Origin of the sequence: Mesorhizobium sp. Ca11 (assembly GCF_020165275.1) — a bacterium.
Classification (GTDB): domain Bacteria; phylum Pseudomonadota; class Alphaproteobacteria; order Rhizobiales; family Rhizobiaceae; genus Mesorhizobium.
In genome coordinates this window covers 125,089-151,084 of the sequence record NZ_JAIUHU010000009.1, presented here as the reverse complement: position 1 = coordinate 151,084, position 25,996 = coordinate 125,089, and the positions used below count along the sequence as shown (strand labels likewise).

Below are 25,996 nucleotides of genomic sequence, written 5' to 3'. Positions count from 1 at the left end.
TTCAGCCGCGCGCCTACCCCAGCACCACGTTGGCGGCGCTTTCCGGCAGATCCTCGCCGAAGGCGCGCTGGTAGAACTCGGCCACCACCGAACGCTCCAACTCGTCGCACTTGTTGAGGAAGGTCAGCCGGAACGCCATGCCGATATCGCCGAAAATCTCGGCGTTCTCGGCCCAGGTGATGACGGTGCGCGGGCTCATCACGGTCGACAGGTCGCCATTGATGAAGGCCGAACGCGTCATGTCGGCGACGCGCACCATCTTGTTGACGATGTCCTTGCCCTTGCTGTCGCGATAGTGCTTGGCCTTGGCCAGCACGATATTCACTTCATTGTCGTGCGGCAGGTAATTGAGCGTGGTGACGATCGACCAGCGGTCCATCTGCGCCTGGTTGATCTGCTGCGTGCCGTGATAGAGACCCGTGGTGTCGCCGAGGCCGACCGTGTTGGCGGTGGCGAACAGCCGGAATGCAGGGTGCGGGCGGATGACCCGGCTCTGGTCGAGCAGGGTCAGGCGGCCCGACGATTCCAGCACGCGCTGGATGACGAACATCACGTCCGGACGGCCGGCATCATATTCGTCGAAGCAGAGCGCCACATTGTGCTGATAGGCCCAGGGCAGGATGCCGTCGCGGAATTCGGTGACCTGCAGCCCTTCCTTGACGACGATGGCGTCCTTGCCGACGAGGTCGATGCGGCTGACATGGCTGTCGAGGTTGACGCGCACGCAGGGCCAGTTGAGCCGCGCCGCGACCTGCTCGATATGCGTCGACTTGCCGGTGCCGTGATAGCCCGACACCATGACGCGACGGTTGTAGGCAAAGCCGGCGAGGATCGCCAGTGTCGTCGCCTTGTCGAACAGATAGTCGGGGTCGATGTCCGGCACATGCTCCGTCGCCGCCGAATAGGCGGGAACGATCATCTTGGAATCGAAGCCGAATTTCTCCTTCACCGGCACGGTCGTGTCGGGCAGGTTGGCGATGTCGCGATCGACCTTGTTCATCACTATCAACGTCTCCACGGGCGAAACGCCGCGTTTCGCCGGCAATCGATTTTGTCCGGGGGCGGTCTTAGAGCCTTTTCCAACCATATGAAAGTTGGAAAAACGACTTGGTACCGTGGGGCCGCTCAGCACAATCCTGCTTGCTTGAGCACGCGATAGGCCTGCAGCACATCGCGGAACCGGTCTTCCGAACCTCTGTCGCCGCCATTCGCATCCGGATGGTGGCGCTTAACGAGTTCCTTATAGCGCGCCTTGATGTCCTGACCAGTCGCCTTTGTGTCAAGGCCAAGCGTTTCCAGCGCCTTGGCCTCAAGTGGCTTTGCCTTGCGCTCGCGCGGCTCGCGTGCTCCGCCGCTGAACAGGTTGAAGGGATCGCGCATGCGGTTGTAGTAGCCGGCCCGTCCCGAACGCTGCTGCGCGAAATCCGGCGCCGAGCGCGTCCCGCCGCCATTGGCGCCCATGCGCCATGTCGGCCTGTGGCCGGTCAGCGCCTCCTTCTGGAAGCGGGCGATCTCAGTGTCCGACACGCCGGAGAAGTAATTGAAGCCCTTGTTGTATTCGCGCACATGGTCGAAGCAGAAGCGAAAATACTCGCCCTCCTTGAGGCGCCCGACCGGCGCGCGATGCGTGCCGGCTTCGTTGCAGCCGTCCCACTGGCAGATCGGGGCGCGCGACTTCAGCTCCGCGTCCTTCTCCGGCCGAATTCGAATTTTCTCGAAATATTTGGGGTACGCTTTCATCTCACCCATTTATGGGCTGTTCGCATGTGCGAAACAAGAATTGACATTTCGCCGATGATCGCCCTAACCGCTGAATCGCGGCTTAAAAGCGGTCGAAATTCAAGATTTTGCGGCTATGCCGCAGATGTGGGGAAGGGAAACCCGGATGTCCATACAGTCGACAATCGAAAACAAGCTGAAAGCGGCATTTTCGCCCGAACGGCTAGCGGTCATCAATGAGAGCCACCTTCACGCCGGTCATCATCACGTCGAGTCCGGCCACCACGCGACGTTCGACGGCGGCGGCGAGACGCATTTTCGCGTTCGCATCGTTTCGCCGAACTTTGCCGGCATGGCTCGCATCGAGCGCCACCGTGCCGTCAACGAATTGCTCGCGGACGAACTGAAAGCCGGCGTGCATGCGCTGGCGATCGAGCCAGCGGCACCCGGCGAGAAGACGCGCTGGTAAGCTCTCAGCCGACGCTCGCCTTGAGGAAGGCCAACACAGCCGCGGTCAAGGCGTCGCCGTCCTGGCCGAAATCGCGATTGATCGACATATGCGTATAGGCGCTGCCATCGAACAGCGTGACCTTGGCGCCGGCGGCGCGCAGGCGTTCCGCGAAAGCCTTCGACGCTTCGGCGCGCCCGGGCGCGCGCGAATAGGCGATGAAGGTCGGCGGATGTTTCCTGCCGTCGACATGGGTCGACGGCGATAGCGCCGCCCATTGTGTCGGGTCGGGAAAGGCACGCGCATAGGCGCCCATCATGCCGCCATTCATGGAAAGCGCCGCAAGATCATAGGCCCTGGTATCGTCCAGGATCAGCGCGGCGACACCGGGCAACCCGCCGCGCATGCCGGTCAGCGCGATCAGATGGCACCCGGCCGAATGGCCCATGCCGACGATGCGACTGGGATCGCCGCCGTATCGGGCAATGTTGGCGCGCACATAGCCGTAGGCCTTTTCGACGTCGCCGGCCTGGGTAGCGACATCGGTTTCTGGCAGCATGCGGTAATCGATCGAGACGAACACGAAGCCATTGGCGAGCAGGAAGTCCGGCTTTGAGCCGACCTGGCCGCGTTTGCCGAACCGCCAGGCGCCGCCATGGACAAAGAAAACCACCGGCAGGTTGTTTGCGCCGTCCGGCGCGTAGACATCGAGCTTGGCCGGACCGTAATCGAGGGTTTGCGGTGCCTGCCGGCCCGGACGCCTGGCGGCTGACGCACCTGCCGGCAGCAGCGCCCCCAGGCATGCCGCGATGAAGCCGCGTCGATCGATCATGTCATCTCCGGCCAGGCTGCGGCGCAAGCGCGCCGCGCACCTCGATTGGATCAATAATGACAACTTGTGGGCAGCAAACCAAATCAGGACCTTGAAGCTCCGCCGGCAATCACCACGTATTTCTCGGGCGAGCATTTTCGGCCGCGTCGGGTATCCCCCGGGTCAATGCCAGATTGCATGCGCTATCCTTCGTGTGAAGGGAACAAACAGTGCTTTCCGGCAGTTGATGCAGCGATGAGCCGATTGGCAGCCCACCGGCTCCGAGGCAAAGCACCATGCGCGAGAACCAATCAGACGTCTTCGATCTGTTTTCGGAGATTTATTCCAACGCGGCTCAGGAAGAGATCAGCCTGCAGCAATATCTCCTGGCCTGCCGCGAAGACAAATCCATGTATGCGTCGGCGCCCGAACGCATGGTTGAGGCGATCGGTGAGCCGAACCTGGTCGACACCAGCAAGGACGAGCGGCTCGGCCGCATTTTCTCCAACCGCACCATCAAGGTCTATCCCTCCTTCTCCGATTTCTACGGAATGGAGGATACGATCGAGCGCATCGCCGGATATTTCCGCTATGCCTCGCAGGGCCTCGAGGAGCGCAAGCAGATTCTCTATCTCCTTGGCCCGGTCGGCGGCGGCAAATCCTCACTGGCCGAACGGCTGAAGAAGTTGATGGAGGAGCGCCCGATCTACACGCTCAAGGTCGGCAATAAGATCAGCCCGGTCTTCGAATCGCCGCTCGGCCTTTTCCATCCCGATCGCATGGGCGATCTGCTGGAGGATAAATACGGCATCGCCCGCCGCCGCCTGAACGGACTGATTTCGCCCTGGGCGGCCAAGCGCCTCGACGAACTGTCGGGCGACATCTCCAAATTCAGCGTGGTCAAGCTGATGCCGTCGCGGCTGCGCCAGATCGCCATCGCCAAGACCGAGCCCGGCGACGAGAACAACCAGGATGTCTCGGCCCTGGTCGGCAAGGTCGACATCAGGCAGTTGGAGCACTTCAGCCAGTCCGACCCGGACGCCTACTCCTACAGCGGCGGCCTCAACCGGACCACGCAAGGGCTGCTCGAATTCGTCGAGATGTTCAAGGCGCCCATCAAGGTCCTGCACCCATTGCTGACGGCAACCCAGGAAGGCAGCTACAACGGCACCGAGAATTTCGGTGCCTTCCCCTATCAGGGCATCGTCGTGGCCCATTCCAACGAATCGGAATGGCAGCAGTTCAAGAACAACAAGAACAACGAAGCCTTCCTCGACCGCATCCTCGTGGTCAAGGTTCCCTATTGCCTTCGTGTTACCGAGGAGAGGCACATTTACGAGAAGCTGCTGCGCGAGAGCGAGCTGGCAAACAGCCCCTGCGCGCCCGAAGTGCTGGACATCCTCAGCCGCTTCACCGTCTCGACCCGCCTTGCCGAGCACGAGAACTCGCCGCTCTACACCAAGATGCGCGCCTATGACGGCGAGAACCTCAAGGAGATCGACCCCAAGGCCAAGTCGGTCCAGGAGTATCGCGACGCTGCCGGCGTCGACGAGGGCATGACCGGGGTCAGCACGCGCTTTGCCTTCAAGATCCTGTCGCAGACGTTCAACTACGACACCAAGGAGGTGGCGGCCGATCCCGTGCACCTGATGTACATCCTCGAGGAGGCCATCAAGCGCGAGCAATTTCCGAAAGAAACGGAAGCCGCCTTCCTCGAATTCATCAAGTCGGAACTCGCGACGCGTTATGCCGAGTTCATCGGCCATGAGATCCAGAAGGCCTATCTGGAATCCTACAGCGAGTACGGTCAGAACCTCTTCGACCGCTACATCGCCTATGCCGACGCCTGGATCGAGGATCAGGACTACAAGGACCCCGACACCGGCCAGATCCTCAACCGCGAGGTGCTGGACAAGGAATTGTCGCAGGTCGAAAAACCGGCTGGCATCGCCAACCCGAAGGACTTCCGCAACGAAGTGGTCAAATTCACCCTGCGTGCCCGGGCGCGCAACCATGGCCGCAATCCCTCCTGGACGAGCTATGAAAAGCTTCGCGAGGTCATCGAGAAGCGCATGTTCGGCCAGGTCGAGGACCTGCTGCCGGTGATCAGCTTCGGCTCCAAGCAGGACAGCGTCACGGAGAAACGGCACAACGAATTCGTGCAGCGCATGGTGGAACGCGGCTACACCCAGCGGCAGGTTCGCCGGCTGGTCGACTGGTATATGCGCGTGAACAAGGCGGGTTGAGCAAAGCCGGGACGGTTCCATGCCGATCTTCATCGACCGCCGCCTGAACCCGAAGGACAAGAGCCTGGGCAATCGCCAGCGCTTCCTCCGGCGCGCCCGTGATGAGCTCAAGCGCAGCATCCGCGACCACGTCCGGACAGGTCGTATCGCCGACATTGACCGCGAGCATGCCGTGCCGATGCCTCGCAAGGGCACCAGCGAACCGACCTTCGGTGACGACAAGGAAAGCGGCAGGCGCCAGCACATCCTGCCCGGCAACAGGACATTCAGCCCTGGCGATCTTATCTCCAAACCGGGCGGCGGCGGAGGCTACGGATCGGCTCCAGGGACCACGGAATCCGAAGACGACTTCCGCTTTGTGCTGTCACGCGAGGAAGTGCTCGACCTTTTCTTCGAGGACCTCGAACTGCCGGATCTGGTCAAGCTCAATCTCAAGCAGATACTGAGCTTCAAGCCGAGACGGGCAGGCTTCACGGCAAGCGGAGCGCCGACCAACATCAATGTCGGGCGCACGATGCGCAACAGCCATGGGCGCCGCATCGCGCTCAGACGCCCCAAGCAGGCGGAGTTGGACGCAATCGCCCTGCAGATTGCCGAGCTTGAAGCGAAGCCGGCAAGCACGGCCATGAGCGAACGCATCGCTGCCCTGCGCGAGGAGTTCGACCGGATCGAGCGCAGGCGCAGGCGAATTGCCTATGTCGATCCGGTCGATATCCGGTTCAATCGCTTCGATCCCCAGCCGGTGCCGAACGCCAGCGCGGTGATGTTCTGTTTGATGGACGTCTCCGGCTCGATGGGAGAGCGCGAGAAGGATCTGGCCAAACGCTTCTTCGTGCTGCTGCATCTGTTTCTGACACGGCGCTACGAACGCACCGAGGTCGTCTTCATCCGCCACACTCACGAAGCCAAGGAGGTGGACGAGCATACGTTCTTCTACCACACCGAAAGCGGCGGCACGGTCGTCTCCACCGCGCTCGAGGAAATGCACCGCATCATCGAGGAACGCTACCCGGTCGCCGAATGGAACATCTACGCCGCACAGGCCTCCGACGGCGACAATTTCGCCACCGATTCCGAGCGCTGCATAGAACTGCTCGACCGCAAGCTGATGCGGCTTTGCCAGTATTTCGCCTATGTGGAGATCATCGACGAGCGGGAAAGCCACATTTTCGGCTCGACCGAGAACGGCACATCGCTCTGGCGCGCCTACAATGCCGTCGATGGGAAATGGCCGAATTTCCAGATGAGGCGCATCGCCGCGCCGGCCGACATATACCCGGTCTTCCGCGAGCTCTTCGCCAGGCAACCTGATCTGCGCAAGAGCGCTTGAGGACTGAGGCTCGAAGGAACATAGGCCGATGGTCAGCCAGGCGCGCAAATCCGAATTGCTGTTTTCCGGGTCGGACTGGGATTTCAACAAGCTGTCCCGGGTCTATGACGAGATCGAAGCGATCGGCCTCGAAGAGCTTCGCCTCGACATCTACCCTGTGCAGATGGAGATCATCTCTTCCGAGCAGATGCTCGACGCCTATTCGTCGGTGGGCATGCCGCTGATGTACCGGCATTGGTCGTTCGGCAAGCACTTCCTCTACAACGAACTGCTCTACCGTAAGGGCGCACGCGGTCTGGCCTATGAACTGGTCATCAACTCCAATCCCTGTATCGTCTACCTCATGGAAGAAAACACCATGGCCCTGCAGGCTTTGGTGACGGCGCATGCCGCGCTGGGACACAATCATTTCTTCAAGAACAATCACCTTTTCCGGCAATGGACGGACGCCGGCGGCATCCTGAGCTATCTGGATTTTGCCAAGAGCTACATAGCCCGATGCGAGGAACGGCATGGCTTGGCGGCCGTGGAGGCAATCCTGGATTCGGCCCACGCGCTGATGGAGCAGGGTGTGTTCCGCTATCATCGGCCGCCGAGACTGTCGTCCGAGCAGCAGCGTGAAGGGCTGCGCGAGCGCCTGGAATACGAGGAGCGTTCGTTCAACGATCTCTGGCGGACACTACCGCCTTCGCAAGAGAGCGACGATACCAAAACAGCCGGTGACGACGACGCGGCCGAGCGGAAGAAATCGCTCAATCTGCCAGAGGAGAATCTGCTCTATTTCCTCGAAAAGAACAGTCTCGTCCTCGAGCCTTGGCAGCGCGAGATCGTCAGGATCGTGCGCGTCATCGCGCAATATTTTTATCCGCAGCGGCAAACCCAGGTGATGAACGAAGGTTGCGCGACCTTCGTGCATTACACGCTCATGAACATGCTGTTCGACCGTGGCCGCATCAGCGAAGGCGCCATGCTCGAAATCCTGCGCAACCACTCGAACGTGGTCTTCCAGCCGGCCTATGACGACCCCCGCTTTTCCGGCATCAATCCTTATGCGCTGGGTCTCGACATGATGCAGGACATCCAGCGCATCTCGACCGCGCCGACCGCCGAGGACCGCGACTGGTTTCCCGACATCGCCGGCCGCGGCGACTGGCGCGACACCTTGCTCGACGCCTGGGCCAACCATCGCGACGAATCCTTCATCCGGCAGTATCTGAGCCCAAGGCTGATCCGCAAATGGCGGCTCTTCGTTCTGGCCGACGGTGCCGACGAGCCGCACTATGAGGTGGCCTCAATTCACAATGAGCGCGGCTATGGCAAGATAAGGTCGGCGTTGGCGCAAAGCTACGATATCGGCGCCAACCGTCCCGACATCCAGGTGGTTGACGTCGACCTGCTCGGCGACCGGCATCTGCGGCTCCAGCACACGGTCAAGGATGGCGTCATGCTCGAGGGCCAGAGCCGCGACGCGACGCTGCGCCATATCCGCAACCTCTGGGGCTATGATGTCAGCCTGGCGGCAATCGATGCCGGTACCGGCGCGATACTCAGCGAGCGTTGGACCAAGGAACTCTGAGCGGCATCGCCGGACATCGACACGCGCCTCAGCCCTCGCTGGCGGGACGTATCCGCAATCTGGCGATGCGGTTCTTCTCGCGCTTCATCACCACGAAACGCTTGCCGTGGAAGGTGAAGGCCTGCTTCTCCTCCGGGATCGACTGCGTCTCATGAATGACCAGGCCGGCGATCGTCGTGGCCTCCTCGTCGGGCAGGTCCCAGTCGAGCGCGCGGTTCAAATCGCGGATCGGCACCGTGCCGTCGACGACGACCGAGCCGTCGGCCTCTTTCTTGACGCCCTGCATGTCGATGTCGTGCTCGTCGGCGATCTCGCCGACGATCTCCTCGATGATGTCTTCCAGCGTCACCAGCCCTTCGACCTCGCCATACTCGTCGACGACGATGGCGAAATGCGCCTTGCGCCGCAGGAAGGCGTTGAGCTGCTCCTGCAAGGTGGTGGTGTCCGGCACGAACCACGGCTTGGCCGCGATCTTCATGACGTCGATCCGCGAAAAATCGTTGCCGACCTCGTTGAGGGCCCTCAGCAGATCCTTCGCATGCAACACGCCGACGATGTTGTCGAGCGAGCCCTTCCACAGCGGCATGCGGGTGTGCGGGCTCTGCAGGATCTCGCGCACCACCGCTTCCGGCGCATTGTCGGCATTGACCGAGCGCATATTGGTGCGGTGGACCATGACATCCGACACTTCGAGCTCGTCGAGATCGAACAGGCCCTCAAGCCGATTGCGCTCCTCGGCAGCCGTGTCATCGCGCCGGGGTTCGTCGCCGTCTTCATCCTTGCCATTGCGCTCGGACCGCTGCGGCGGCTCGATCGGCCGCAGCGCATAGCCGCAAGCGGCAAGCAATCGGGCGCGGAAGAAAAGCGCCAAAAGCACGATGGCGGCAAGGACGGCGGCGACGATCCAGCCGGCGCCGTTCATCTGGGATGGCTCATCTCGAGCCATCCGGGATGGCTCGATTTGAGGAAGGAGAGCACTTCCGACGACGGCACGTCCTTGGCGATGAAAGCCTGGCCGATGCCGCGCGTCAGGATGAAGGTCAGTGCGCCGCGCGAGACCTTCTTGTCCTGGGTAATGAAGCCGAGCAAGGCCTCGGCATCCGGCAGCTCGCCTGGAATGTCGGCCATTCGCCAGGGCAGGCCGACGGCGCGCAGATGCGCTTCGACGCGCTCCGCGTCGTCCGGGCTTGCCAGGTTGAGACGCGCCGAGAAGCGGTGCGCCAGCGCCATGCCGATGGCGACACCCTCGCCATGGACGAGCCGGCTCCCGTCATACTGCGTGGCAGCTTCGAGCGCATGACCGAAAGTGTGGCCGAGATTGAGCAAGGCGCGGTCGCCGGTCTCGAACTCGTCGCGGGCAACGACGTCGGCCTTGGCGCGGCAGGCCTCGGCGATCGCCTCGACCCGCGCCGGACCGCCGGCGAAGACTTGCCCCCAGTTCTGTTCGAGCCAGGCGAAGAAGGCCGGGCGGTCGATCAGCCCGTATTTGGCAAGCTCGGCATAGCCGGCGCGGAACTCGCGGATCGGCAGCGTGTCGAGCACCTGGGTGTCGGCAAGCACCAGCCTGGGCTGGTGGAAGACGCCGACGAGGTTCTTGCCGCGCGCGCTGTTGATGCCGGTCTTGCCGCCGACGGAAGAATCGACCTGCGCCAGCAGCGAGGTCGGTATCTGCACGAAATTCATGCCGCGGCGCACAATGCCGGAAGCAAAGCCGGCGAGGTCGCCGATGACGCCGCCGCCGAGCGCGATCACCACGTCGCGGCGTTCGAGCCTTGCCGCGAGCACACCGTCGACCACTTCCTCCAGATGGACGAAACTCTTGGTCTTCTCGCCCGCAGGCAGCTTGATGACGGCGGACTGGATGCCGCCTTTGTCCAACCCAGCCTTCAGCGTATCGAGATGTGCGGCGGCGACATTCTCGTCGGTGACGATGGCCGCGCGGGTACCGGGAAGCCGGCGCGCGATCTCCTCGCCGGAGCGCGTCAACAGCCCTGAGCCGATCAGAATGTCATAGGCGCGGTCGCCGAGCCCGACCTCGACCTTCACCGGTTCGGCATTGCTCACGATTGAATCTCGCCAGTTGTGGCGCTTGTAGCGCCGGTTGCGATCGCGTCGATGCCAAGATGGGCGCAGAGCGCGGCGACGACTTCGCCGGCGATGATCTCCTTGCGGTCGTCGCGCGTCGGCACAGTCAGGTCGGCGATGGCATAGACCGGATAGCGCTCGCCCATCAGCTTCTCCAGCACGCCACGCGGGTCGGGATTCTTCAAGAGCGGCCGGTTCTGCTTCTTCGAAACGCGCTCCATCAACAGGTCCAGATCGGCCTTCAGCCAGACCGATACGCCATGCGCGGAAATCGCCTCGCGCGTCTGCGCGTTCATGAAGGCGCCGCCGCCGGTCGACAGCACTTGCGGACCGTTCTCCAGCAGGCGCAGGATCACCCGCTGCTCCAGCGCGCGGAATTCCGGCTCGCCATAGCGCTCGAACAACTCCGGCACCGTCATGCGCGAGACGCTTTCGATCTCCTGGTCGCTGTCCATGAAGGGCAGCGACAGCATCGCCGCCACCTTGCGGCCGATCGCGGTCTTGCCGGCGCCCATCAGTCCGACGAAGACGATCGACCGGCTTCCGAGCCGTTCGATCAGCGCGGCGCGGCCTTCGTCCGTCGGATTTGGTGGCAGAGCGTTCATCGGGGCCTCTTTGCGCCGTATCGACATCAAAAGCCTGTTTGCGTCAAGCACGGCCGGACAAACGGCCGCGAAGCTTCCCCGGCAAAACCTCCTGTTCACCGGAATGCTTCGTGCTTGAATTGACCGGATCGGCGTCCCATAAGGGCACAGGGCTTTGGAAAAGCAGAACAACAAGACGGGCGAAAATTGAATGCCGACATTGTTTCGCTTCGTCGTGACGCTGGCGGTTCTTGCAGGCATTGCCTATGGCGCGATGTTCGCGCTGGCGATGTTCGTGGAGCCGAAAAAGGCCGAAATGAGCATCCGAATTCCGGCTGAAAAGCTCAACCCGAAGAAAAACTGACCCACGAAAACCGACAAAGAGCTGATCCCGGCCCGATGAACAGCGCCGCCCGCATCGAAGCCTTCCTCGAGATGATGAGCGCCGAGCGGGGCGCGGCCGAGAACACGCTTTCGTCCTATCGTCGCGACCTGGAGGATGCTTCCGAGGCGATCAACGGCGGACTGGCGGGCGCGGGATCGGCCGACATCCGTGCCTATCTCGACGACATCGCCGCGCGCGGCTTCGCGCCGACCTCGCAGGCGCGCAAATTGTCGGCGATCCGCCAGTTCTTCAAATTCCTCTATGCTGAAGGGCTGCGCGGCGACGACCCGACCGGCACGCTGGACAGCCCACGCAAGGGCCGGCCGCTGCCGAAGACGATGAGCGAAGCCGAGACCGGGCGCCTGCTCGACCGGGCAGCGCAGGAAGCCGGAGAATCCGGGCCGGACGGCGACAGGTTGGCCGCGTTGCGCCTGCACGCGCTGGTCGAAGTGCTCTACGCAACGGGCTTGCGCGTGTCGGAACTGGTCGGCCTGCCGGTCACGGTGGCGTTGCGCGACGATCGCTTCTTCATGGTGCGCGGCAAGGGCGACAAGGAACGCATGGTGCCGCTCTCGACCAAGGCGCGCGCCGCCATGCGCGCCTGGCTCGCCGCAAGGGCCGAGCGGCCGGCCTTTGCCGAGAGCCCGTTCCTGTTTCCGGCCTCTTCCGACAGCGGCCATCTCTCCCGGCAGGTTTTCGCCCGCGATCTCAAGGGCTTGGCCGCGCGGTCCGGCATAGCGTCGGCGAAGATCTCGCCGCATGTGCTTCGCCATGCTTTTGCCAGCCATCTCCTGCAGAACGGCGCCGATCTCAGAGCCGTTCAGCAACTTCTTGGCCATGCCGACATCTCGACCACGCAGATCTACACCCATGTGCTGGAGGAGCGGCTGGTACGGCTGGTCAACGATCATCACCCGCTTGCCGACTAGGCCTCATATCGCTATGTGAGGGCGACGTTCCACCGCCCGGAGCCGGCATTTCAGCGGTTCCGCCAGCCATTTGCCTTCCGACGGATCGGTCCGCTCAAGCATGTACAACTACCTCGACTTTGAAAAGCCGGTGCAGGATCTGGAGCTCAAGATCCTTGAGCTGAAGAAGCTTGCCGAGAACGGCGAGGCGGTCGATGTCGGCGAAGAGATCAGCAGGCTGGAAAAGCGCTCGCGCGACGCTTTGCGCGACCTCTACAAGGCGCTCACGCCTTGGCAGAAGGTGCAGGTCGCGCGTCATCCCGACCGCCCGCATTGTGTCGACTACATCAAAGGGCTGTTCACCGATTTCACGCCTTTGGCCGGCGACCGCAATTTCGGTGACGACCAGGCGATTGTCGGCGGCTTCGCGCGTTTTCGCGGCGAGCCGGTGGCGATCATCGGCCAGGAAAAGGGCTCGGACACCGCAAGCCGCATCAAGCACAATTTCGGCTCGGTGCGGCCGGAGGGCTACCGCAAGGCGGTGCGCCTGATGGAATTGGCCGACCGCTTCCAGATCCCGCTCCTGACGCTGGTCGACACGGCCGGCGCCTATCCCGGCGTCGGCGCCGAGGAGCGCGGCCAGGCCGAAGCGATCGCGCGTTCGACCTCGGCCTGTCTTTCGCTCAAGGTGCCGTCGATCTCGGTGGTCATCGGCGAAGGCGGCTCCGGCGGCGCCATCGCGATCGCCACCGCCAATCGCGTCTACATGCTGGAGCATGCCATCTACTCGGTGATCTCGCCCGAAGGCGCCGCCTCGATCCTGTGGCGCGACACCACGCGCTCGAAGGACGCGGCGACCAACATGAAGATCACCGCGCAGGACCTTCTCGAGATGAAGATCATCGACGCCATCATTCCCGAGCCGATGGGCGGCGCCCAGCGCGCGCCGGAAACGGTGATTGCGTCCACCGGCGACCTCATCGCCAGGACGATGAAGGATTTCGCCGGCGCCAACACCGATTTCCGCGAGCAGCGCCGCGAGAAATACCTGGCGATGGGCCGCAGCCTCTGACCTCTCAAGTCACGACAAGACGTTCAACTGTGGCCGGAATAAGCAATTCCGCCACAAAAATGCCGCCGGATTCGGCTCAATGGAAATCGCCGTGAGGGGTTTGCCAAGGCTTGCGGTAAGGAATTTTCAAGGTTAACGGGCTTACGGTCCACTGGTGTTCAGCCTATGGGCCCGGCCATGCCGACAGCCGTTGGCCCGAGAGAAGAGACGTAGCCGTATCGATGTTTGCCAAGCTTGCCCGCACCGGAGTCCTGATCGCCGCCATCGGCATCGCCGGCTGCAATGATTCGTCGATGAAGGATTTTGCGCCGGAGGCCAACAAGCCGCTGCCGGACAAGATCCTTGCCGACATGAAGGCCAAGGGCATGGTGCGCACCTCTTCGGTGATGGCGCGCATCTTCAAGGAAGAAGGCAAGCTTGAGATCTGGAAGGCCAAGACCAATGGCCGTTACGATCTCGTCGCCACCTACGACATCTGCAAATGGTCGGGAAAGCTCGGCCCCAAATACACCGAGGGCGACCGCCAGGCGCCGGAAGGCTTCTACACGGTGCGTCCCTCGCAGATGAATCCGCGCTCGAGCTACCATCTGTCCTTCAACATTGGCTTTCCCAACGCCTATGACCGCGCCAATGGCCGCACCGGTCAGAACCTGATGGTTCATGGCGCTTGTTCGTCGTCCGGCTGCTATTCGATGACCGATGCCCAGATCGAGCAGATCTATGCCTTCGGCCGCGACGCCTTCCAAGGCGGCCAGACCGAGTTCCAAATCCAGGCCTTTCCGTTCCGCATGACCGCCGCCAACATGGCGCGCTACCGCAACGACCCGAACTACGAGTTCTGGAAGATGCTGAAGGTCGGCTACGACAATTTCGAGATCACCAAGGTGCCGCCGAAGGTCGACGTCTGCGAGAAGCGCTATGTCTTCAACCAGGTGGCGCCGGAAGGCACGACCTTCGACCCGACCGGCCCCTGCCCCGCGACCATGCAGCCTGACTCGTTGAAAACGGCCTACGCCGACTACGAGAAGCGTTATGACGCGGCCTTCAAAGCAGCCGTCAATTCCAGCACGCCGCCGCCGAAGCCGACGATTGCCGGCATCAAGGAAGCGAGCATCGTTTCCGACTGGTCGAAGCGCCGCGCCCGCGGCGAGCGCGTGCCGATCGACCCGCCGTCGCTGAATTCCGACGGCTCGGTGACCGAAACGACCCGCATGGGCCGCATCGATTCCCCGCTCGGCCGCAAGATGGCGGCAGCCGACGCGGAAAAGGAAGCCAAGCGCAAGGCCGAAGAGCAGCGCCTGGCCGCGATCGAGGCGGCCAAGGCCGCCAAGGCAGAGGCAAGGGCGCAGGCGCTGGCCGAGAAGGAGGCCGCCAAGCAGGCGGCGCAGCAGCCGGTCGTCACCGCTGGCGTCGAGGCCGCGCCCGCCCAGCCGGCGCAGGAAACGCAGGCCGCCGCCGACGCCGACCAGGGCACCGTGTCGAAGCTGAAGAAGAAGCTTCTCGGCATGTTCGGCGGCTGAGACTTCCGCTTGGCAAAGCCGCCCGCCATCTACGATCTCAAGGGACTGAACTGTCCGTTGCCGGTGCTGAAGGCCCGCAAGCGGCTGGCCGCGATGCGACCCGGCGCCCGGCTGTGGCTCGAAACCACCGATCCGCTGGCGGTGATCGACATCCCGGCCTTCTGCGCCGATGCCGGCCACCAGCTGCTTGAGACGGCGGCCGTCACTGGCGGCCACCGTTTCCTGGTCGAGCGCGGCAACGCGGCTGACCTGCTTGCTTCAGCTTAAAGCCCGGCAATCGCGAGCGGATTGGCTTCCAGCGCTGCGCGGTCCGGCGTGTCGATCGACGGCTTGTTGGTGAAGGCCGCGAACAGCCGCTGGATATAGTCCTGAGGCATGTCGAGCGTGATCAGCACCAGCCTGGTTCCGCGCTGGCCGTCGGGCCAGGCCGGCAGTCTCGCCGGCGGATGCAGGATCTTCTGCACGCCGTGGATGACCAGCGGCCGCGACGGGTCTTCCGCGAGTTCGATGACGCCCTTCATGCGCAGGAGTTTCTCGCCATACGTCGAGCGCAGGAGATCGAGGAACATCTCGATCGCCGAGAACGGCACCGGGCCGTCATGGACAAGCGAGTGCGAGCGCACGCGCGTGTCGTGGCGATGCTCATGATGGTGGTGGCGATCATGGTCGCCGTCATGGTGGTGATGGTCGTGATCATGGTCGTGCGCCGCCTCTTCGCCAAGCCAGCGCCGCACGTCGGCGGACTTGGTTTCAGGATCATAGAGGCCGCAATTGAACAGCGCCGCTGCGCCGGCCTCCTCGACATCGAGCACGACGGCGCCCGGATTGATCTGCTTGAGCCTTGCCCGCAACGCCTCGACTGCGGCCGCGTCCACAAGGTCGGTCTTGGTCAGCACGACGCGGTCGGCCACCGCGGCCTGTTTCACCGCCTCGACATGGGCGTCCAGCGCCGCCTCGCCGTTGACGGCGTCGACCAGCGTGATGACGCCGTCGAGCCGGAACGCCTGCACCAGCGCCGGATGCGCCATGATCGACTGCAGCACCGGTGCCGGATCGGCCAGGCCCGTCGTCTCGACGACGACACGGGCCAATTTCGCGATACGGCCGGTCTGCAGCCGGTCGACCAGATCGGCGAGCGTATCGACCAGGTCGCCGCGCACCGTGCAGCAGAGGCAGCCGTCGGAAAGCTGGATGATGCCGTCCGACGCCTGCTCCACCAGCAGATGGTCGATCGCCACCTCGCCGAACTCGTTGATGATCACCGCCGTATCGGCAAGCGCCGGATCCTTGAGCAGCCGATTGAGCAACGTCGTCTTGCCGGCGCCGAGAAAGCCGGTGAGCACCGAAACAGGGATGGGAAAGCCACTCATTGGTTTGCCTAGTTGGCAGCTTTGACGGGCTGGTCGCCCTGCGCTCCGGCAGCGGCGGTCGCCAGCGGCTCGGCGCCAGGCGGCGCCGGCCTGTCCGGCCGCCAGACCGGCAGCGGCACATCGGCATAGTTCTGGTCGGTCTGGTCGACGAACGCCTTGGGCGCGGGTCCCGTGGCGCCGCCGAGGCCGACTGCGATGAGCGTGGGATGGGCGAGCTTCACCTGATAGGGCGATTTCGGTTTATTCTTGGCGGCAACCTCGGGCGCCGCCTCCGATTGCTCCGCCTTCGGCTTTTTCGCGCAGATCTCGTCATGCATGTCGTTGGGTGACAGCGTGTCGCCATAGGGCTTGAGAGCGGCCAGCGTGGTCGAACCCGCCGCCGGCTTATCAAAACCCTGGTCGAGCAGCTTTGCCGCCGCTTCGGCGCGGCTGATCGCCGATTTCTCGCCAAGCACCACGGCGACCAGCGTGCGCCCGTTGCGCGTCGCCGAGCCGATCATGTTGAAGCCGGACGGGCAGACGAAGCCGGTCTTCATGCCGTCGGCGCCCGGATAGCGGCCGATCAGGAGATTGTAGTTCGGGAGCGCCTTCTTGCCGACCGCAAGGCCTTCGATCGAGAACCACGGGGCATATTGCGGAAAATCATTGCGCAACGCCGTCACCAGCACGGCAAGGTCGCGCGCGGTCGTATACTGTTCCGGCGAATAGAGCCCGTTCGGGTTGACGAAATGCGTGCCCACCATGCCGAGCCGGGCCGCCTCGGCGTTCATGCGGTCGGCGAATGCGTCCTGCGACCCGCCGATATTCTCGCCGACTGCCATGGCTATGTCGTTGGCCGACTTGACCAGCATCATCTTCAGCGCATTGTCGAGCCGCATCACGGAACCCGGCTTGAAGCCCATCTTGCTCGGCGGCTCGCCGGCCGAGTGCTTCGTCACCTTGATCGGCGAATCGAGCGCCACCTCGCCGGCCTGGATCGCGCGGAAGGCGACATAGGCCGTCATCAGCTTGCTGAGCGAGGCCGGATACCAACGCTTGAACGCGTCCTGGTGCTCCAACACAGAGCCGCTCTTGAGGTCGAAAAGCACGACCGGATTGGCGCGCACCGTGCCGGCAAGCGCCGGAAGCGCCAGCGCGCCTGCCAGCAACAGGTTGAGGAAATGCCTTTGCCGCATGATCAAATCCGAAATCGCCTCTTGCCGTGATCGCCGCTGGCTCCGTAAGATTTCGTTACCCATCGCCAGCATAATGCGACCCGACCCTCGACCCCGGGCCGCATTGTTGCGGTGCTATTTACCCTATGTGACGCCAAAATGGCAAAGTGCCATATATTCACAATTGCTGAGCAGTGGCCCTGAACCGACTGCCGCCAGTCAACCAAGAGATGGACCGACCATGCCGATTCTGAACCGCGCCGCGCAAATGCAGGAAGAAGTTGCCGGCTGGCGACGACATCTGCACCAGACACCGGAGCTGAATTTCGACGTTTTCCAGACCGCCGGTTTCGTCACCGAGAAGCTGACGGCCTTCGGCTGCGACGAGGTGGTGACGGGACTGGGCAAGACCGGCGTCGTCGGCATCATCCGCGGCCGCAAGGGCGATGGCCCGACCATCGGGCTGCGCGCCGACATGGACGCGCTGCCGATCGACGAGATCACCGGCAAGCCGTGGGCCTCGACCGTGCCCGGCAAGATGCATGCCTGCGGCCATGACGGCCACACCGCCATGCTCTTGGGCGCCGCCAAATATCTGGCCGAGACGCGCAATTTCGCCGGCACCGTGGCTGTGATCTTCCAGCCGGCCGAGGAAGGCGGCGGCGGCGGCAACGAAATGGTCAAGGACGGCATGATGGAGCGTTTCGACATCGAAAAAGTGTTCGGCATGCACAACATGCCGGGCCTGCCGGTCGGCCAGTTCGCCATCAAGCCCGGCCCGATCATGGCCGCGACTGCCGAATTCACCATCACCGTCAAGGGCCGCGGCGGCCATGCCGCGATGCCGCACGGCACGATCGACCCGATCGTCATCGCCAGCCAGTTGGTCGGCGCGCTGCAAACCATTGCCTCGCGCAGCACCGATCCGGTCGAGTCGGTGGTGGTGTCGGTGACGAAGTTCCACGCCGGCGACGCCTATAACGTCATCCCCGAAAGCGCCGAGATCGCCGGCACCGTGCGCACGCTGAAGAAAGAAGTGGCCAAGAAATCGGAGGAGCGCATTCGCGCACTCTGCGCCGGGCTCGCCTCCGCCTTCGGCGCCACCATCGAGGTCGATTACGACGCCAACTATCCTGTCACCTTCAACCATGCGGAGGAAACCGTGTTTGCGGGCGATATCGCCGCCGACATCGCCGGCGACAGCCATGTCCACCGCGCCATCCAGCCGGTGATGGGCGGCGAGGATTTTTCCTATATGCTGGAAGCGCGCCCCGGCGCCTTCATCTTCATCGGCAATGGCGACTCGGCCGGCCTGCATCACCCGGCCTACGACTTCAACGACGAGGTCATCCCGCACGGCATGAGCTATTGGGTGAAGCTGGCCGAGACCGCGCTCGCCACCTGAGCGCACGCAGGCGAAGGCGACGTTCCGCCATACGGCTTGGCCGGCGCGGCCCACCGAGATGAGTTACAGCCAAAGGGGAGGTCTCCATGCCTCTTGGCGAACAGGCCCGAAGCGTTTATGTGTCGGGCCGCGTGGTCCCGTAGCTCAGTAGGATAGAGCGGCAGATTCCTAATCTGTAGGTCACAGGTTCGATTCCTGTCGGGATCACCAAAAATTAACAAGCAGTTGCAACCACTTAAGAAGGCTTCGAAGTTCGCTTCGGAGCCTTTTTCATGTTGCGTCGGCCTGCAACACGAAGCAAGCAAAAGCAATGACTTGCAAGGGGGAGCAAGCTCCTACACGCAACATGAACGCAGCATGGTGCAGAACAAATTGCTGATAGTCGCTCGCTCTTGCATGAACTAAAAAGGCGTGCTTTGCTGCCCTTTCTAGACAGGTCCGGAACACGGGGACACAATCATACTGGCCCAGCTTTTAGTGGCTTAGGCCCGCTCCCTTGGGAGCCGCGCGTGAACGAATCCGCGCCGTCCTCTGTCTCCACGCCCTTCCATCGAGACTGCCACCGGTGCATCCAATGAACTTGGAGCTGTCCGATGGACGACACCAATCCTGAAAATGAATTGGGCCTCATCTGGGGTAGCCCCGCTATCGCGCAAGCGATTGGTAGGAAGCAGCGCATCACCGCCTACATGCTGGAGAAGGGCGAAATCCCCGGCGCGAAGATCGTGAGCGGACAATGGGTCATCAGCCGCCACAAGCTGCGCGAATTCTTTGGACTGGAGGCGGCGTGATCAAAAAAAGCGCCGGACCTGATTAGGCCGGCGCTGAATTATGGCACTTAAAAGACAGAAGAAACCGAGGGTGTCGTGCGGAAGTCGACCCTGGGATCAACTCCCAAAGTACCCGCAAAGTCTTGATGGTACAAGGACTTAGGGTACATGACACCACTATCAACCGCCCTCGATTACATCGGCAGAGGCTGGTCACCGCTTCCAATCAACTTCAAGGAAAAGGGATGTTATCTTGATGGTTGGAGCGATCTGCGCATCAGCGCTGAAACCGCTCCTGAATATTTCAAGACCGAGCAGATGAACATCGGCGTGCTGCTTGGCAAAGCGTCAAGCGGCTTAACTGATGTCGATATAGACTGCTCGGAGGCGCTGGCGCTGGCCGCAAAAATGCTTCCGCCTACCGATGCCGTGTTTGGCAGGGCATCGAAGCCTGCAAGCCATCGGCTCTACATCACGGAGCTTGATGCCACAGTCCAGCTCAAGGACCCAAACCCAAACTATGAGGGTCAGAGCAGGATGTTGATCGAAGTGCGGAGCAACGGGGCGCAGACCGTGTTTCCCCCAAGCACGCACAAGGAGACCGGCGAGCCAATAGCATGGGCGGCGGACAAGGGCCCCACAGCCGTTGATTCCGAGCGGCTTCTCGTTGCAGCCAAGACGCTAGCTGCCGCTGCCCTGCTAGTGCGGTATTGGCCGGCCAAGGGCAGTGAGCTTCGACATGCTGCCGCTGGAGCAGTTGGCGGGTTCCTTGCGCGATGTGGTGAAGCAATGGCGAGCCACGCAGCAAGCTTCGTCGCGACCGTTGCCACGCTGGCAGGCGATGATGAGGTTGAAGACCGAGAACGAGCGGCATCAGACGCTGTCACCAATCTCAAAAACCCCAACAAGAGGACACCCGGCCTTCCGAAGATGCGCGAAATCTTCGGCACCGAGGTCGCCAACAAGATTGCCGAGTGGTGTGGCTACGCTGAGAGCGGTCTGCTCGCTGAGATGAACGAACAGTATTTCGTCATCCAGCTTGGCGGCAAAGTCGTGGTCGGGGAGTTTCAGAAGGACGCCAGCGGCAACGAAAGCTTCATCACCATGAGCTTCGACGCCTTCCGCAACCTGCATGACAACATACGGGTGGGCAAGAAGGGCAAGGGCAGTTGGTGGCTGGCGCACTCGCAGCGCCGCCAATATGTGGGCATTGCGTTTGAGTCTGGGCCCAAAGGCAGTGTTGTGGACACGTCGCCCCGCCTCAACCTATGGCAGGGATTTGGCGTGGTGCCCACGCGGGGCGACTGGTCGCTCATGCGGCAGCACATCTTCGATGTTCTCGCCAGCCGTGATGAAAAGCACGGACGATACATTTGGAAGTGGCTGGCATGGGCAGTGCAAAACCCGACGACGCGCGCCGAGGTGATGCTCATCCTCAAGTCCGAGGAGGAAGGAACTGGCAAGGGCGCGCTCGCCAATCAGATGTGCCTAATATTTGGCTTCGGAGCGAACGGCATCCGCATCGACAAGCCAAAGCAGCTTACTGGCGAGTTCAACGCCCATCTCCAGCGCGCTTGCCTGCTCTACGTGGATGAAGCGCATTGGCCCGGAAACAAGGCGGATGAAGGCGCATACAAGGGCATCATTACCGAGCCATATTTTGCCGTTCAGCCGAAGGGCATCGACATCTACATGGTGCCAAACTGCACCCATATCATCTGCACCAGCAACAACGACTGGGTGGCCCCGGCATCGCGGACGGCGCGGCGTCTCGCCATCTTCAAAGTGCCGCCGACCAAGATGGGGAACAAGGAGTACTTCAAAGCCCTGTTTGAGCAGATGGACAACGGGGGGCGGGAAGCCATGCTCTATGAGTTGCTTAATGAGGATCTAGGTGACTGGCATCCGCGCAATGACATCCCGCAGACGGATGAGCTTATGGAGCAGAAACTGCAGTCGCTCGATCCTGAAGAACGGTGGATGGTGGACTTGCTTGTCAGTGGGCGGTTGCCTGGCACCCAGAGTAGATATGTCCAGCTTGGCGAATGTCCGAGTGAATGGCTGTGGCAGGATTACCTCAAGCATGCCGGGCAGACCGGGACGCACTACAAGTCAATCAGTTCCAAGCTCGGGAAGAAGATACGGAAGTGGTTTCCCGACCTAGTGTCGAGAGATGATGTCTCCTATCCACGGGGCGGCGAGGAGGGCGGGACGAAGCGCGGGCAAATCCTCAAGTTCCCGAGTCTCCCATCGTGCAGGAAGTGCATGGAGACGTACCTCAATGGAACGATTGATTGGGGTAACGGGCTAAACACATGGCTTGAGAATCGAGAGGAAGAGGGAAATGGGGCTGACGTCCCGCCCGAAAGTGGGGCCACACGTGAGGCCAGCCGCGCTGACGATGATTACGAGATTCCGTTCTAGGGCGGCACGTCAGGGACGTTAGGCGCGAAGGGGCGGGGCGTTTTTTCGCAACCTCCGGCCCCGAAAAGCGTAATGATTTCAAAGGAGTGCGCCGCAATGGCGGGACGTGCCCCACGTTTCTTATTAAAATCAGCAATTCCCCCCGCCTGTGGCGCGCGCCCCCGAAAATGCGCTGCGAAGTCGCTCCTGGGGAATTGTGCGAAAAAACGTGACGTGACGCCCCGCACGTCCCGCCCTCCCCCTAAAAAAGTCAGAGGATCAGACATTCCTCGAAGTGGCCGCCGTTTTAACTTAGCAGTCCACCCGATACCACGTGGGCTAGAACAGTAGTTTAAGCAACAGATTTTGTATCTGTATGTCGCCAGCTAAGCGATTCTAAACATTCCTAAAAATAGTTCATGTTGCGCCCATGTTGCGGGCCGCCCTACGCTTTCAGTTACGTCACACAGAAGCAAAACAAGCCTGCCGATAGCAGCTTTGTCTAGCTTTTCGACAGCTTCCTAGACAGCCAGCGCCAAGCAACGTGGAGCAAGCAAGCTATGGCAAACACATTCGCAGGTTCGAAGATCTACATCGGCACAACGGCGGCTGCCATCAACCAAAGCCAGTTCGAGGCGGACAGCTACGTGGAGATCAACGAAGTGAGCAACATGGGCGAGTTCGGCTCTGTCGCGAACATCGTCCAGTTCCCCACGGTGAGCGACGACTTCGTGGACAAGGCGAAAGGCACCCGCAACGCGGGCGACCCGGCGCTCGTCGTCGGGCGCAGCTCAACGGACCCCGGCCAGATAGCTCTGCGCGCCGCCGAAGCCACCAAGTTCAAGTACAACTTCAAGGTGGAGATCGCTGACGCAGTGGACGAGCAGCACACCAACACCGTGGTCTACTTCCGCGCGCTGGTAGCCGGTGCCAACATCCAGACCGGCGGCAACGAAAGCTTCGTCACCGAGACTTACGCACTCGGAATTTATCCGCGCCCGCTGGTGGTCGAGAGCGCCCTCATTCCCTCGCCGTAAGCGCAGTCGCCGCCATGACGATGAATTATCCAGTGCCACGACACGGGAACTTCCAGTCCCGTGTCACCAAGGGCAAGGAGCTCCTTCCTGGGATCGACGGGCGCTCCAAGTGGGCGCGCCGTCTGCACGACTTGTGCGCCGAATACGTCAGAGACCTCGGCGGGCAGGAGAACGTTGCTCAGGGCCAATTCACCCTGATCAAAGCCGCTGCCACCATGACCATCATTTTGGAACGGCAGGAAGTTGAGTTCGCCAAGATTGGCCAAAACGGCGTCGTCAGCTTGAAAGACCTGCTGAACTATCAAACGGTGCTGAACAGCCTGCGCCGGACCCTTGAATCTCTCGGGCTTGATCGCGTCAACGCTCCGCGTGATGGCGGCACCGGAATGAGGACCTACAACCTGCATCTGCTCACCAAAGTTGAGCAGGAACGGCTCACAACCCTGTACGAAGCGGCAAATAAGTACGGCATCGAAAAGCTGGCGGAAGATCAAGTTGTGGAGCTTCACGAACTGCTGAAGAAAGCCCTCCCCTTGGACACAAACACCATTGAAGGGAGCTATTCACGATGAGCCAGGACATGCGAGCCGGTGACATCATCAAATCGCGGCGCGGGAACATCTGGATCGTCGCCGCTGTAATAAACGGCACGCCCATCGACCTACCCGCTGGTCGCCACCTGCTGCTTATCCGTGATCACGACTCGGAGAACGGCACCGAACTTTTGATGACGCTGCGGAGTGAAGGCGATCTGCATCGTGGGCACAAGAGAAACTATTTCGACCCCGGATTCACATCGGCACGGTACGGAGCCGACAGCTCCATCACCCTGTTCGCGAGGACACGCTCTACTGCGCGGTGGCTGCGCCAAAGCCCGCCCACCCGTTCGTCGAGCAGTTCGAAGACGGCAAGATGTTGGTCAAAGCGCCGCGCGAGTTTGCTGAGCTGTTCGTAACCGTGCAGCGCGACTTCGATGACGGTCCTTCGGAGCATCTGACGATTCCGCGCTGGCAATTCGCTCTGCTTGTCCAGCGCGATCGCGAAGGCAAGCCATCTATCAACCTGTCTGCTGTGGAACAGCGTCTCGCGCAGCCGGAGGAGATTTGATGACCGTTGCGGTTGGCGACATCGTTCTGCTCGGGAGCGGCCTGAAATACTGCGTTCTGGGCTTCGTGGGCAACGCTTCGGGCGGCCAGGACGCTAAGCTGATCCGCAGAAACTCGGATGGTTCGTTCACCGGCTTTCAGAAAAGCACGTCGATGCTGATTCCGGCAGAGACGCCAACCTTCGAGTCCGGCGAAGCCGTGAAAGTAGATGGCTTACCCGGCGCGTTCATGAGCTTCGACGGCGACGACGCGCGTGTGCTGCTCGCGCCACGAAGCCGTGCGCTACCAAACGGCGGGTTCATAGCGATTGAGGCCGCAACCTGCCGGGTTTCGCGCGCCCTGCTCGTTCTGGAAAATAGAAAAGTCTGATGGAGAGATTATCATGGCCATAAAAGTTCCTGCCGATCTAAACGAAGCGTTCGTTGATCGGCACGCGGAGTTCGATCCGACTACCGGCTCCCCTGTCGCTGACCCTGTGCTGAACGGACTATCGAACGCGGTGAAGCTGGCGCGCGAGGGCGCAGTAAGCCTGCGCGATTACGAAACAGCGGCGACTGCCGACCGATCCGTGACGCCCGAGTGGAATATTTTGCGGGTGGCGGAAGCTGCACGCAAGACCGGCCAGCGCGTCACGTCGCAGATGGACGCCGCGCGCAGCAAGGCTATCGCTGAGATAGAGGCCATTGAGAAGCGGATCAGCGCCCCGCCCGCTCCCAAGGACAACGTTGCTCTATCCATCGAGAGTGACATCACGCGCACGCTAGCGTCGATGGGCGACAAGGAACGCGCCGACGCCATCGCAAAGGCGAAGGCTGACAACAACGAGACGATCCTCGCTGCCATCCTGCGCAGGCCTGCCATGGTTAGCGGCTTGGGCGAAGCGCAGCTGGAGAGCGTTCGCCATCACTATCGGGCGCACCTCCATCCCGTCGACTACGCTCGCCTGCAAAGGCTGAGGAAGGCGGTGGAGGCGACCGAGCGGTCGGGGCACCTGTTCGTGTCCATCGTCAATTCGGCTGCCGACACCCCTGCGGCTCGGCTGGCGGCAGCCAATGCGCGGGCGGTCGAAGATGCGCAGCGTTTGCATGCAGGACAAGGAGCATAAACATGGCTGACATTTTTTATGAGACTGGCGGCGTGAAGCTGCGCAGGAAGATCACGGTGTCCGAACTTGAAACAGTGCCTGAACCCTATCGCCTCGCCTATGGTGAGCGTGGGCATGCGGACGGCGATCTTGTTCTGTCGAGCCGTGCAGCGGACTACGCCACGTCGGCTCTGGCCGAGATTGCCGAGCTCAATGCGAAGATCGAGAAGCTCAAGACCGAAGGGCCGGCGAAGCTTGAGGCGGCGAAAAAGGCGCGGCGTGATGGCCAGGTGGAGAGCGCGTTGCACCGCGCCCTGACGAAAGCCCGCGTCAAGCCCGGCCTCGTTGAAGGCGCGATAGCGATGCTGATGGAGCAGAACGAGTTCGAGTTGGAGGCGTCGGAGACCGGGAAGGGCTTCGTCGTTCTAGCGAAAACGCCCTATGGCCTGAGCAGCGTTGATACAATCGTGGAACGGCTGGTCGAAGGCGAAGAGGGAGCGGTCTGGCTTGATAAGCGACCCGCCCCCTCTGCTGGATATTTCAATTCGCTTCTGTCTGAGATGAAGGAGCGTCGCTGACGGTCGCTCCCTTGCCGAAGGCGCGTGCGGCCTTTGCCTTGGGCTTCTTACCCTCGCCCACGCTGTAGTGCATCGCGCCATCCTTGAGGGCGCCGTTAACGGCGACACCGCCGCGCTTCACGTCGCCAATCAACGAGTAGGCGGCCTGCTTGCTGATTGACAGCTTCTCAGCGATCTGCTGGACGCTTGCGCCGGCATCGCGCAGCATCGCCTCGACCTGGCTCTTCTTGGTGGCGGGCTTGGCGGCTTCGGTCTTGCTCTTGGACTTCGACATTGCTGTTCTCCTGTCTGGTTGCGTCCTTGTTCGGACGAAACAGCAATAGGACAATGTTCCTATGTGGTAGAGCGACTGGCAGTTGTCTGATTCGAAACAAGCGAAAAAAGCCGTCTAGCGCCACTCCCTGT

Annotated in this window: 27 protein-coding genes and 1 tRNA gene; 19 read left to right on the top strand and 9 right to left on the bottom strand. The window is 61.9% G+C overall.

The genetic code is table 11. The features are described 5' to 3' along the window. Positions 1-13 precede the first annotated feature (13 nt). Both cobS and LB538_RS18060 read right to left on the bottom strand, forming a co-directional pair. Positions 14-1,000, bottom strand: a complete 987-nt coding sequence (gene cobS, locus LB538_RS18065) for a cobaltochelatase subunit CobS (protein WP_095767438.1) — start codon at positions 998-1,000, stop codon at positions 14-16. Between the two features lie 125 nt (positions 1,001-1,125). Beyond that, a complete protein-coding gene (locus LB538_RS18060) occupies positions 1,126-1,749 on the bottom strand; it encodes a J domain-containing protein (protein WP_095767437.1) in 624 nt (207 codons plus the stop codon). Between the two features lie 136 nt (positions 1,750-1,885). Here LB538_RS18060 and LB538_RS18055 point away from each other — a divergent pair, with 136 nt between their 5' ends. After that, positions 1,886-2,188 (top strand): BolA family protein, encoded by a 303-nt coding sequence (locus LB538_RS18055; protein ID WP_224527341.1) that lies wholly within the window; start codon positions 1,886-1,888, stop codon positions 2,186-2,188. Positions 2,189-2,192: 4 nt separating this feature from the next. On the opposite strand, the gene LB538_RS18050 is transcribed toward LB538_RS18055, so the two are convergent. Beyond that, on the bottom strand, positions 2,193-2,999 hold the full coding sequence (locus LB538_RS18050) for an alpha/beta hydrolase (RefSeq protein ID WP_224527338.1): 807 nt from the start codon (positions 2,997-2,999) through the stop codon (positions 2,193-2,195). A 275-nt stretch (positions 3,000-3,274) separates the two neighbouring features. On the opposite strand from LB538_RS18050, the gene LB538_RS18045 reads away from it, so the two are divergent. From LB538_RS18045 to LB538_RS18035, 3 genes are read left to right on the top strand one after another with little or no spacing between them, the layout of a single operon-like run. After that, positions 3,275-5,224, top strand: coding sequence for a PrkA family serine protein kinase (locus LB538_RS18045; RefSeq protein ID WP_095767435.1), 1,950 nt, complete (start codon positions 3,275-3,277; stop codon positions 5,222-5,224). A gap of 19 nt (positions 5,225-5,243) precedes the next feature. Further along, a complete protein-coding gene (locus tag LB538_RS18040; protein WP_095767434.1) occupies positions 5,244-6,554 on the top strand; it encodes a YeaH/YhbH family protein in 1,311 nt (436 codons plus the stop codon). A gap of 28 nt (positions 6,555-6,582) precedes the next feature. Continuing rightward, positions 6,583-8,130, top strand: a complete 1,548-nt coding sequence (locus tag LB538_RS18035; protein ID WP_224527333.1) for a SpoVR family protein — start codon at positions 6,583-6,585, stop codon at positions 8,128-8,130. 28 nt (positions 8,131-8,158) lie between these two features. Here LB538_RS18035 and LB538_RS18030 read toward each other — a convergent pair whose 3' ends face one another. The 3 genes from LB538_RS18030 to LB538_RS18020 are packed head-to-tail and all read right to left on the bottom strand — an operon-like array spanning position 8,159 to position 10,820. After that, complete coding sequence (locus tag LB538_RS18030) at positions 8,159-9,052, bottom strand: HlyC/CorC family transporter (RefSeq protein WP_140845859.1); 894 nt, start codon at positions 9,050-9,052, stop codon at positions 8,159-8,161. Then, a complete protein-coding gene (gene aroB, locus LB538_RS18025; RefSeq protein ID WP_224527330.1) occupies positions 9,049-10,194 on the bottom strand; it encodes a 3-dehydroquinate synthase in 1,146 nt (381 codons plus the stop codon). The genes LB538_RS18030 and aroB overlap by 4 nt, the downstream gene beginning before the upstream one ends. Beyond that, a complete protein-coding gene (locus LB538_RS18020) occupies positions 10,191-10,820 on the bottom strand; it encodes a shikimate kinase (protein ID WP_224527328.1) in 630 nt (209 codons plus the stop codon). The genes aroB and LB538_RS18020 overlap by 4 nt, the downstream gene beginning before the upstream one ends. Before the next feature lie 190 nt (positions 10,821-11,010). Between LB538_RS18020 and LB538_RS18015 the strand changes: the two genes are divergently transcribed. From LB538_RS18015 to LB538_RS17995, 5 genes are all read left to right on the top strand, one after another. Beyond that, on the top strand, positions 11,011-11,163 hold the full coding sequence (locus LB538_RS18015; RefSeq protein ID WP_042643428.1) for a hypothetical protein: 153 nt from the start codon (positions 11,011-11,013) through the stop codon (positions 11,161-11,163). A gap of 35 nt (positions 11,164-11,198) precedes the next feature. Beyond that, positions 11,199-12,113, top strand: coding sequence for a site-specific tyrosine recombinase XerD (locus tag LB538_RS18010; RefSeq protein ID WP_224527325.1), 915 nt, complete (start codon positions 11,199-11,201; stop codon positions 12,111-12,113). Positions 12,114-12,213: 100 nt separating this feature from the next. Then, on the top strand, positions 12,214-13,164 hold the full coding sequence (locus LB538_RS18005) for an acetyl-CoA carboxylase carboxyltransferase subunit alpha (RefSeq protein WP_140843171.1): 951 nt from the start codon (positions 12,214-12,216) through the stop codon (positions 13,162-13,164). 221 nt (positions 13,165-13,385) lie between these two features. Further along, positions 13,386-14,684, top strand: coding sequence for a murein L,D-transpeptidase family protein (locus tag LB538_RS18000; protein WP_224527320.1), 1,299 nt, complete (start codon positions 13,386-13,388; stop codon positions 14,682-14,684). A gap of 9 nt (positions 14,685-14,693) precedes the next feature. Beyond that, on the top strand, positions 14,694-14,951 hold the full coding sequence (locus LB538_RS17995; RefSeq protein ID WP_095767426.1) for a sulfurtransferase TusA family protein: 258 nt from the start codon (positions 14,694-14,696) through the stop codon (positions 14,949-14,951). Here LB538_RS17995 and LB538_RS17990 read toward each other — a convergent pair. Together LB538_RS17990 and LB538_RS17985 are read right to left on the bottom strand one after the other, a co-directional pair. Continuing rightward, on the bottom strand, positions 14,948-16,054 hold the full coding sequence (locus LB538_RS17990; protein WP_224527316.1) for a CobW family GTP-binding protein: 1,107 nt from the start codon (positions 16,052-16,054) through the stop codon (positions 14,948-14,950). The two genes, LB538_RS17995 and LB538_RS17990, sit on opposite strands and share 4 nt — an antisense overlap. A gap of 8 nt (positions 16,055-16,062) precedes the next feature. Then, positions 16,063-17,229, bottom strand: coding sequence for a D-alanyl-D-alanine carboxypeptidase family protein (locus LB538_RS17985; protein ID WP_224527313.1), 1,167 nt, complete (start codon positions 17,227-17,229; stop codon positions 16,063-16,065). Between the two features lie 220 nt (positions 17,230-17,449). On the opposite strand from LB538_RS17985, the gene LB538_RS17980 reads away from it, so the two are divergent. From LB538_RS17980 to LB538_RS17935, 10 genes are all read left to right on the top strand, one after another. Continuing rightward, entirely contained in the window at positions 17,450-18,613 is a 1,164-nt protein-coding gene (locus tag LB538_RS17980; RefSeq protein WP_224527310.1) for a M20 aminoacylase family protein, read from the top strand. A gap of 133 nt (positions 18,614-18,746) precedes the next feature. Continuing rightward, positions 18,747-18,823: transfer RNA gene (locus tag LB538_RS17975), tRNA-Arg, on the top strand. A 383-nt stretch (positions 18,824-19,206) separates the two neighbouring features. After that, positions 19,207-19,404, top strand: a complete 198-nt coding sequence (locus tag LB538_RS17970) for a DNA-binding protein (RefSeq protein WP_224527307.1) — start codon at positions 19,207-19,209, stop codon at positions 19,402-19,404. A 147-nt stretch (positions 19,405-19,551) separates the two neighbouring features. Continuing rightward, positions 19,552-21,807, top strand: coding sequence for a DUF5906 domain-containing protein (locus tag LB538_RS17965; protein ID WP_224527305.1), 2,256 nt, complete (start codon positions 19,552-19,554; stop codon positions 21,805-21,807). A gap of 539 nt (positions 21,808-22,346) precedes the next feature. Beyond that, on the top strand, positions 22,347-22,823 hold the full coding sequence (locus LB538_RS17960; RefSeq protein WP_224527302.1) for a hypothetical protein: 477 nt from the start codon (positions 22,347-22,349) through the stop codon (positions 22,821-22,823). Between the two features lie 14 nt (positions 22,824-22,837). Further along, positions 22,838-23,395, top strand: a complete 558-nt coding sequence (locus LB538_RS17955) for a hypothetical protein (RefSeq protein ID WP_224527299.1) — start codon at positions 22,838-22,840, stop codon at positions 23,393-23,395. A gap of 286 nt (positions 23,396-23,681) precedes the next feature. Then, positions 23,682-23,930, top strand: a complete 249-nt coding sequence (locus tag LB538_RS17950; RefSeq protein WP_224527295.1) for a hypothetical protein — start codon at positions 23,682-23,684, stop codon at positions 23,928-23,930. Next, positions 23,930-24,298, top strand: coding sequence for a hypothetical protein (locus LB538_RS17945; RefSeq protein WP_224527292.1), 369 nt, complete (start codon positions 23,930-23,932; stop codon positions 24,296-24,298). Before LB538_RS17950 ends, LB538_RS17945 begins: the two co-directional genes overlap by 1 nt. A gap of 13 nt (positions 24,299-24,311) precedes the next feature. Then, the gene (locus LB538_RS17940) at positions 24,312-25,034 is read left to right on the top strand and encodes a hypothetical protein (protein ID WP_224527290.1); all 723 of its coding nucleotides are present in this window, start codon (positions 24,312-24,314) and stop codon (positions 25,032-25,034) included. Positions 25,035-25,036: 2 nt separating this feature from the next. Further along, the gene (locus LB538_RS17935) at positions 25,037-25,591 is read left to right on the top strand and encodes a hypothetical protein (RefSeq protein ID WP_224527287.1); all 555 of its coding nucleotides are present in this window, start codon (positions 25,037-25,039) and stop codon (positions 25,589-25,591) included. On the opposite strand, the gene LB538_RS17930 is transcribed toward LB538_RS17935, so the two are convergent. Further along, complete coding sequence (locus tag LB538_RS17930) at positions 25,554-25,865, bottom strand: hypothetical protein (RefSeq protein WP_224527284.1); 312 nt, start codon at positions 25,863-25,865, stop codon at positions 25,554-25,556. The two genes, LB538_RS17935 and LB538_RS17930, sit on opposite strands and share 38 nt — an antisense overlap. Positions 25,866-25,996: the final 131 nt, after the last annotated feature.

Bases quoted from the DNA above. Each gene is read 5' to 3' on its own strand.
- cobS (WP_095767438.1), bottom strand. From the start codon at position 1,000: ATGAACAAGGTCGATCGCGACATCGCCAACCTGCCCGACACGACCGTG.
- LB538_RS18060 (WP_095767437.1), bottom strand. From the start codon at position 1,749: ATGGGTGAGATGAAAGCGTACCCCAAATATTTCGAGAAAATTCGAATT.
- LB538_RS18055 (WP_224527341.1), top strand. From the start codon at position 1,886: ATGTCCATACAGTCGACAATCGAAAACAAGCTGAAAGCGGCATTTTCG.
- LB538_RS18050 (WP_224527338.1), bottom strand. From the start codon at position 2,999: ATGATCGATCGACGCGGCTTCATCGCGGCATGCCTGGGGGCGCTGCTG.
- LB538_RS18045 (WP_095767435.1), top strand. From the start codon at position 3,275: ATGCGCGAGAACCAATCAGACGTCTTCGATCTGTTTTCGGAGATTTAT.
- LB538_RS18040 (WP_095767434.1), top strand. From the start codon at position 5,244: ATGCCGATCTTCATCGACCGCCGCCTGAACCCGAAGGACAAGAGCCTG.
- LB538_RS18035 (WP_224527333.1), top strand. From the start codon at position 6,583: ATGGTCAGCCAGGCGCGCAAATCCGAATTGCTGTTTTCCGGGTCGGAC.
- LB538_RS18030 (WP_140845859.1), bottom strand. From the start codon at position 9,052: ATGAACGGCGCCGGCTGGATCGTCGCCGCCGTCCTTGCCGCCATCGTG.
- LB538_RS18020 (WP_224527328.1), bottom strand. From the start codon at position 10,820: ATGAACGCTCTGCCACCAAATCCGACGGACGAAGGCCGCGCCGCGCTG.
- LB538_RS18015 (WP_042643428.1), top strand. From the start codon at position 11,011: ATGCCGACATTGTTTCGCTTCGTCGTGACGCTGGCGGTTCTTGCAGGC.
- LB538_RS18010 (WP_224527325.1), top strand. From the start codon at position 11,199: ATGAACAGCGCCGCCCGCATCGAAGCCTTCCTCGAGATGATGAGCGCC.
- LB538_RS18005 (WP_140843171.1), top strand. From the start codon at position 12,214: ATGTACAACTACCTCGACTTTGAAAAGCCGGTGCAGGATCTGGAGCTC.
- LB538_RS18000 (WP_224527320.1), top strand. From the start codon at position 13,386: ATGTTTGCCAAGCTTGCCCGCACCGGAGTCCTGATCGCCGCCATCGGC.
- LB538_RS17990 (WP_224527316.1), bottom strand. From the start codon at position 16,054: ATGAGTGGCTTTCCCATCCCTGTTTCGGTGCTCACCGGCTTTCTCGGC.
- LB538_RS17985 (WP_224527313.1), bottom strand. From the start codon at position 17,229: ATGCGGCAAAGGCATTTCCTCAACCTGTTGCTGGCAGGCGCGCTGGCG.
- LB538_RS17980 (WP_224527310.1), top strand. From the start codon at position 17,450: ATGCCGATTCTGAACCGCGCCGCGCAAATGCAGGAAGAAGTTGCCGGC.
- LB538_RS17970 (WP_224527307.1), top strand. From the start codon at position 19,207: ATGGACGACACCAATCCTGAAAATGAATTGGGCCTCATCTGGGGTAGC.
- LB538_RS17965 (WP_224527305.1), top strand. From the start codon at position 19,552: ATGACACCACTATCAACCGCCCTCGATTACATCGGCAGAGGCTGGTCA.
- LB538_RS17960 (WP_224527302.1), top strand. From the start codon at position 22,347: ATGGCAAACACATTCGCAGGTTCGAAGATCTACATCGGCACAACGGCG.
- LB538_RS17955 (WP_224527299.1), top strand. From the start codon at position 22,838: ATGACGATGAATTATCCAGTGCCACGACACGGGAACTTCCAGTCCCGT.
- LB538_RS17945 (WP_224527292.1), top strand. From the start codon at position 23,930: ATGACCGTTGCGGTTGGCGACATCGTTCTGCTCGGGAGCGGCCTGAAA.
- LB538_RS17940 (WP_224527290.1), top strand. From the start codon at position 24,312: ATGGCCATAAAAGTTCCTGCCGATCTAAACGAAGCGTTCGTTGATCGG.
- LB538_RS17935 (WP_224527287.1), top strand. From the start codon at position 25,037: ATGGCTGACATTTTTTATGAGACTGGCGGCGTGAAGCTGCGCAGGAAG.
- LB538_RS17930 (WP_224527284.1), bottom strand. From the start codon at position 25,865: ATGTCGAAGTCCAAGAGCAAGACCGAAGCCGCCAAGCCCGCCACCAAG.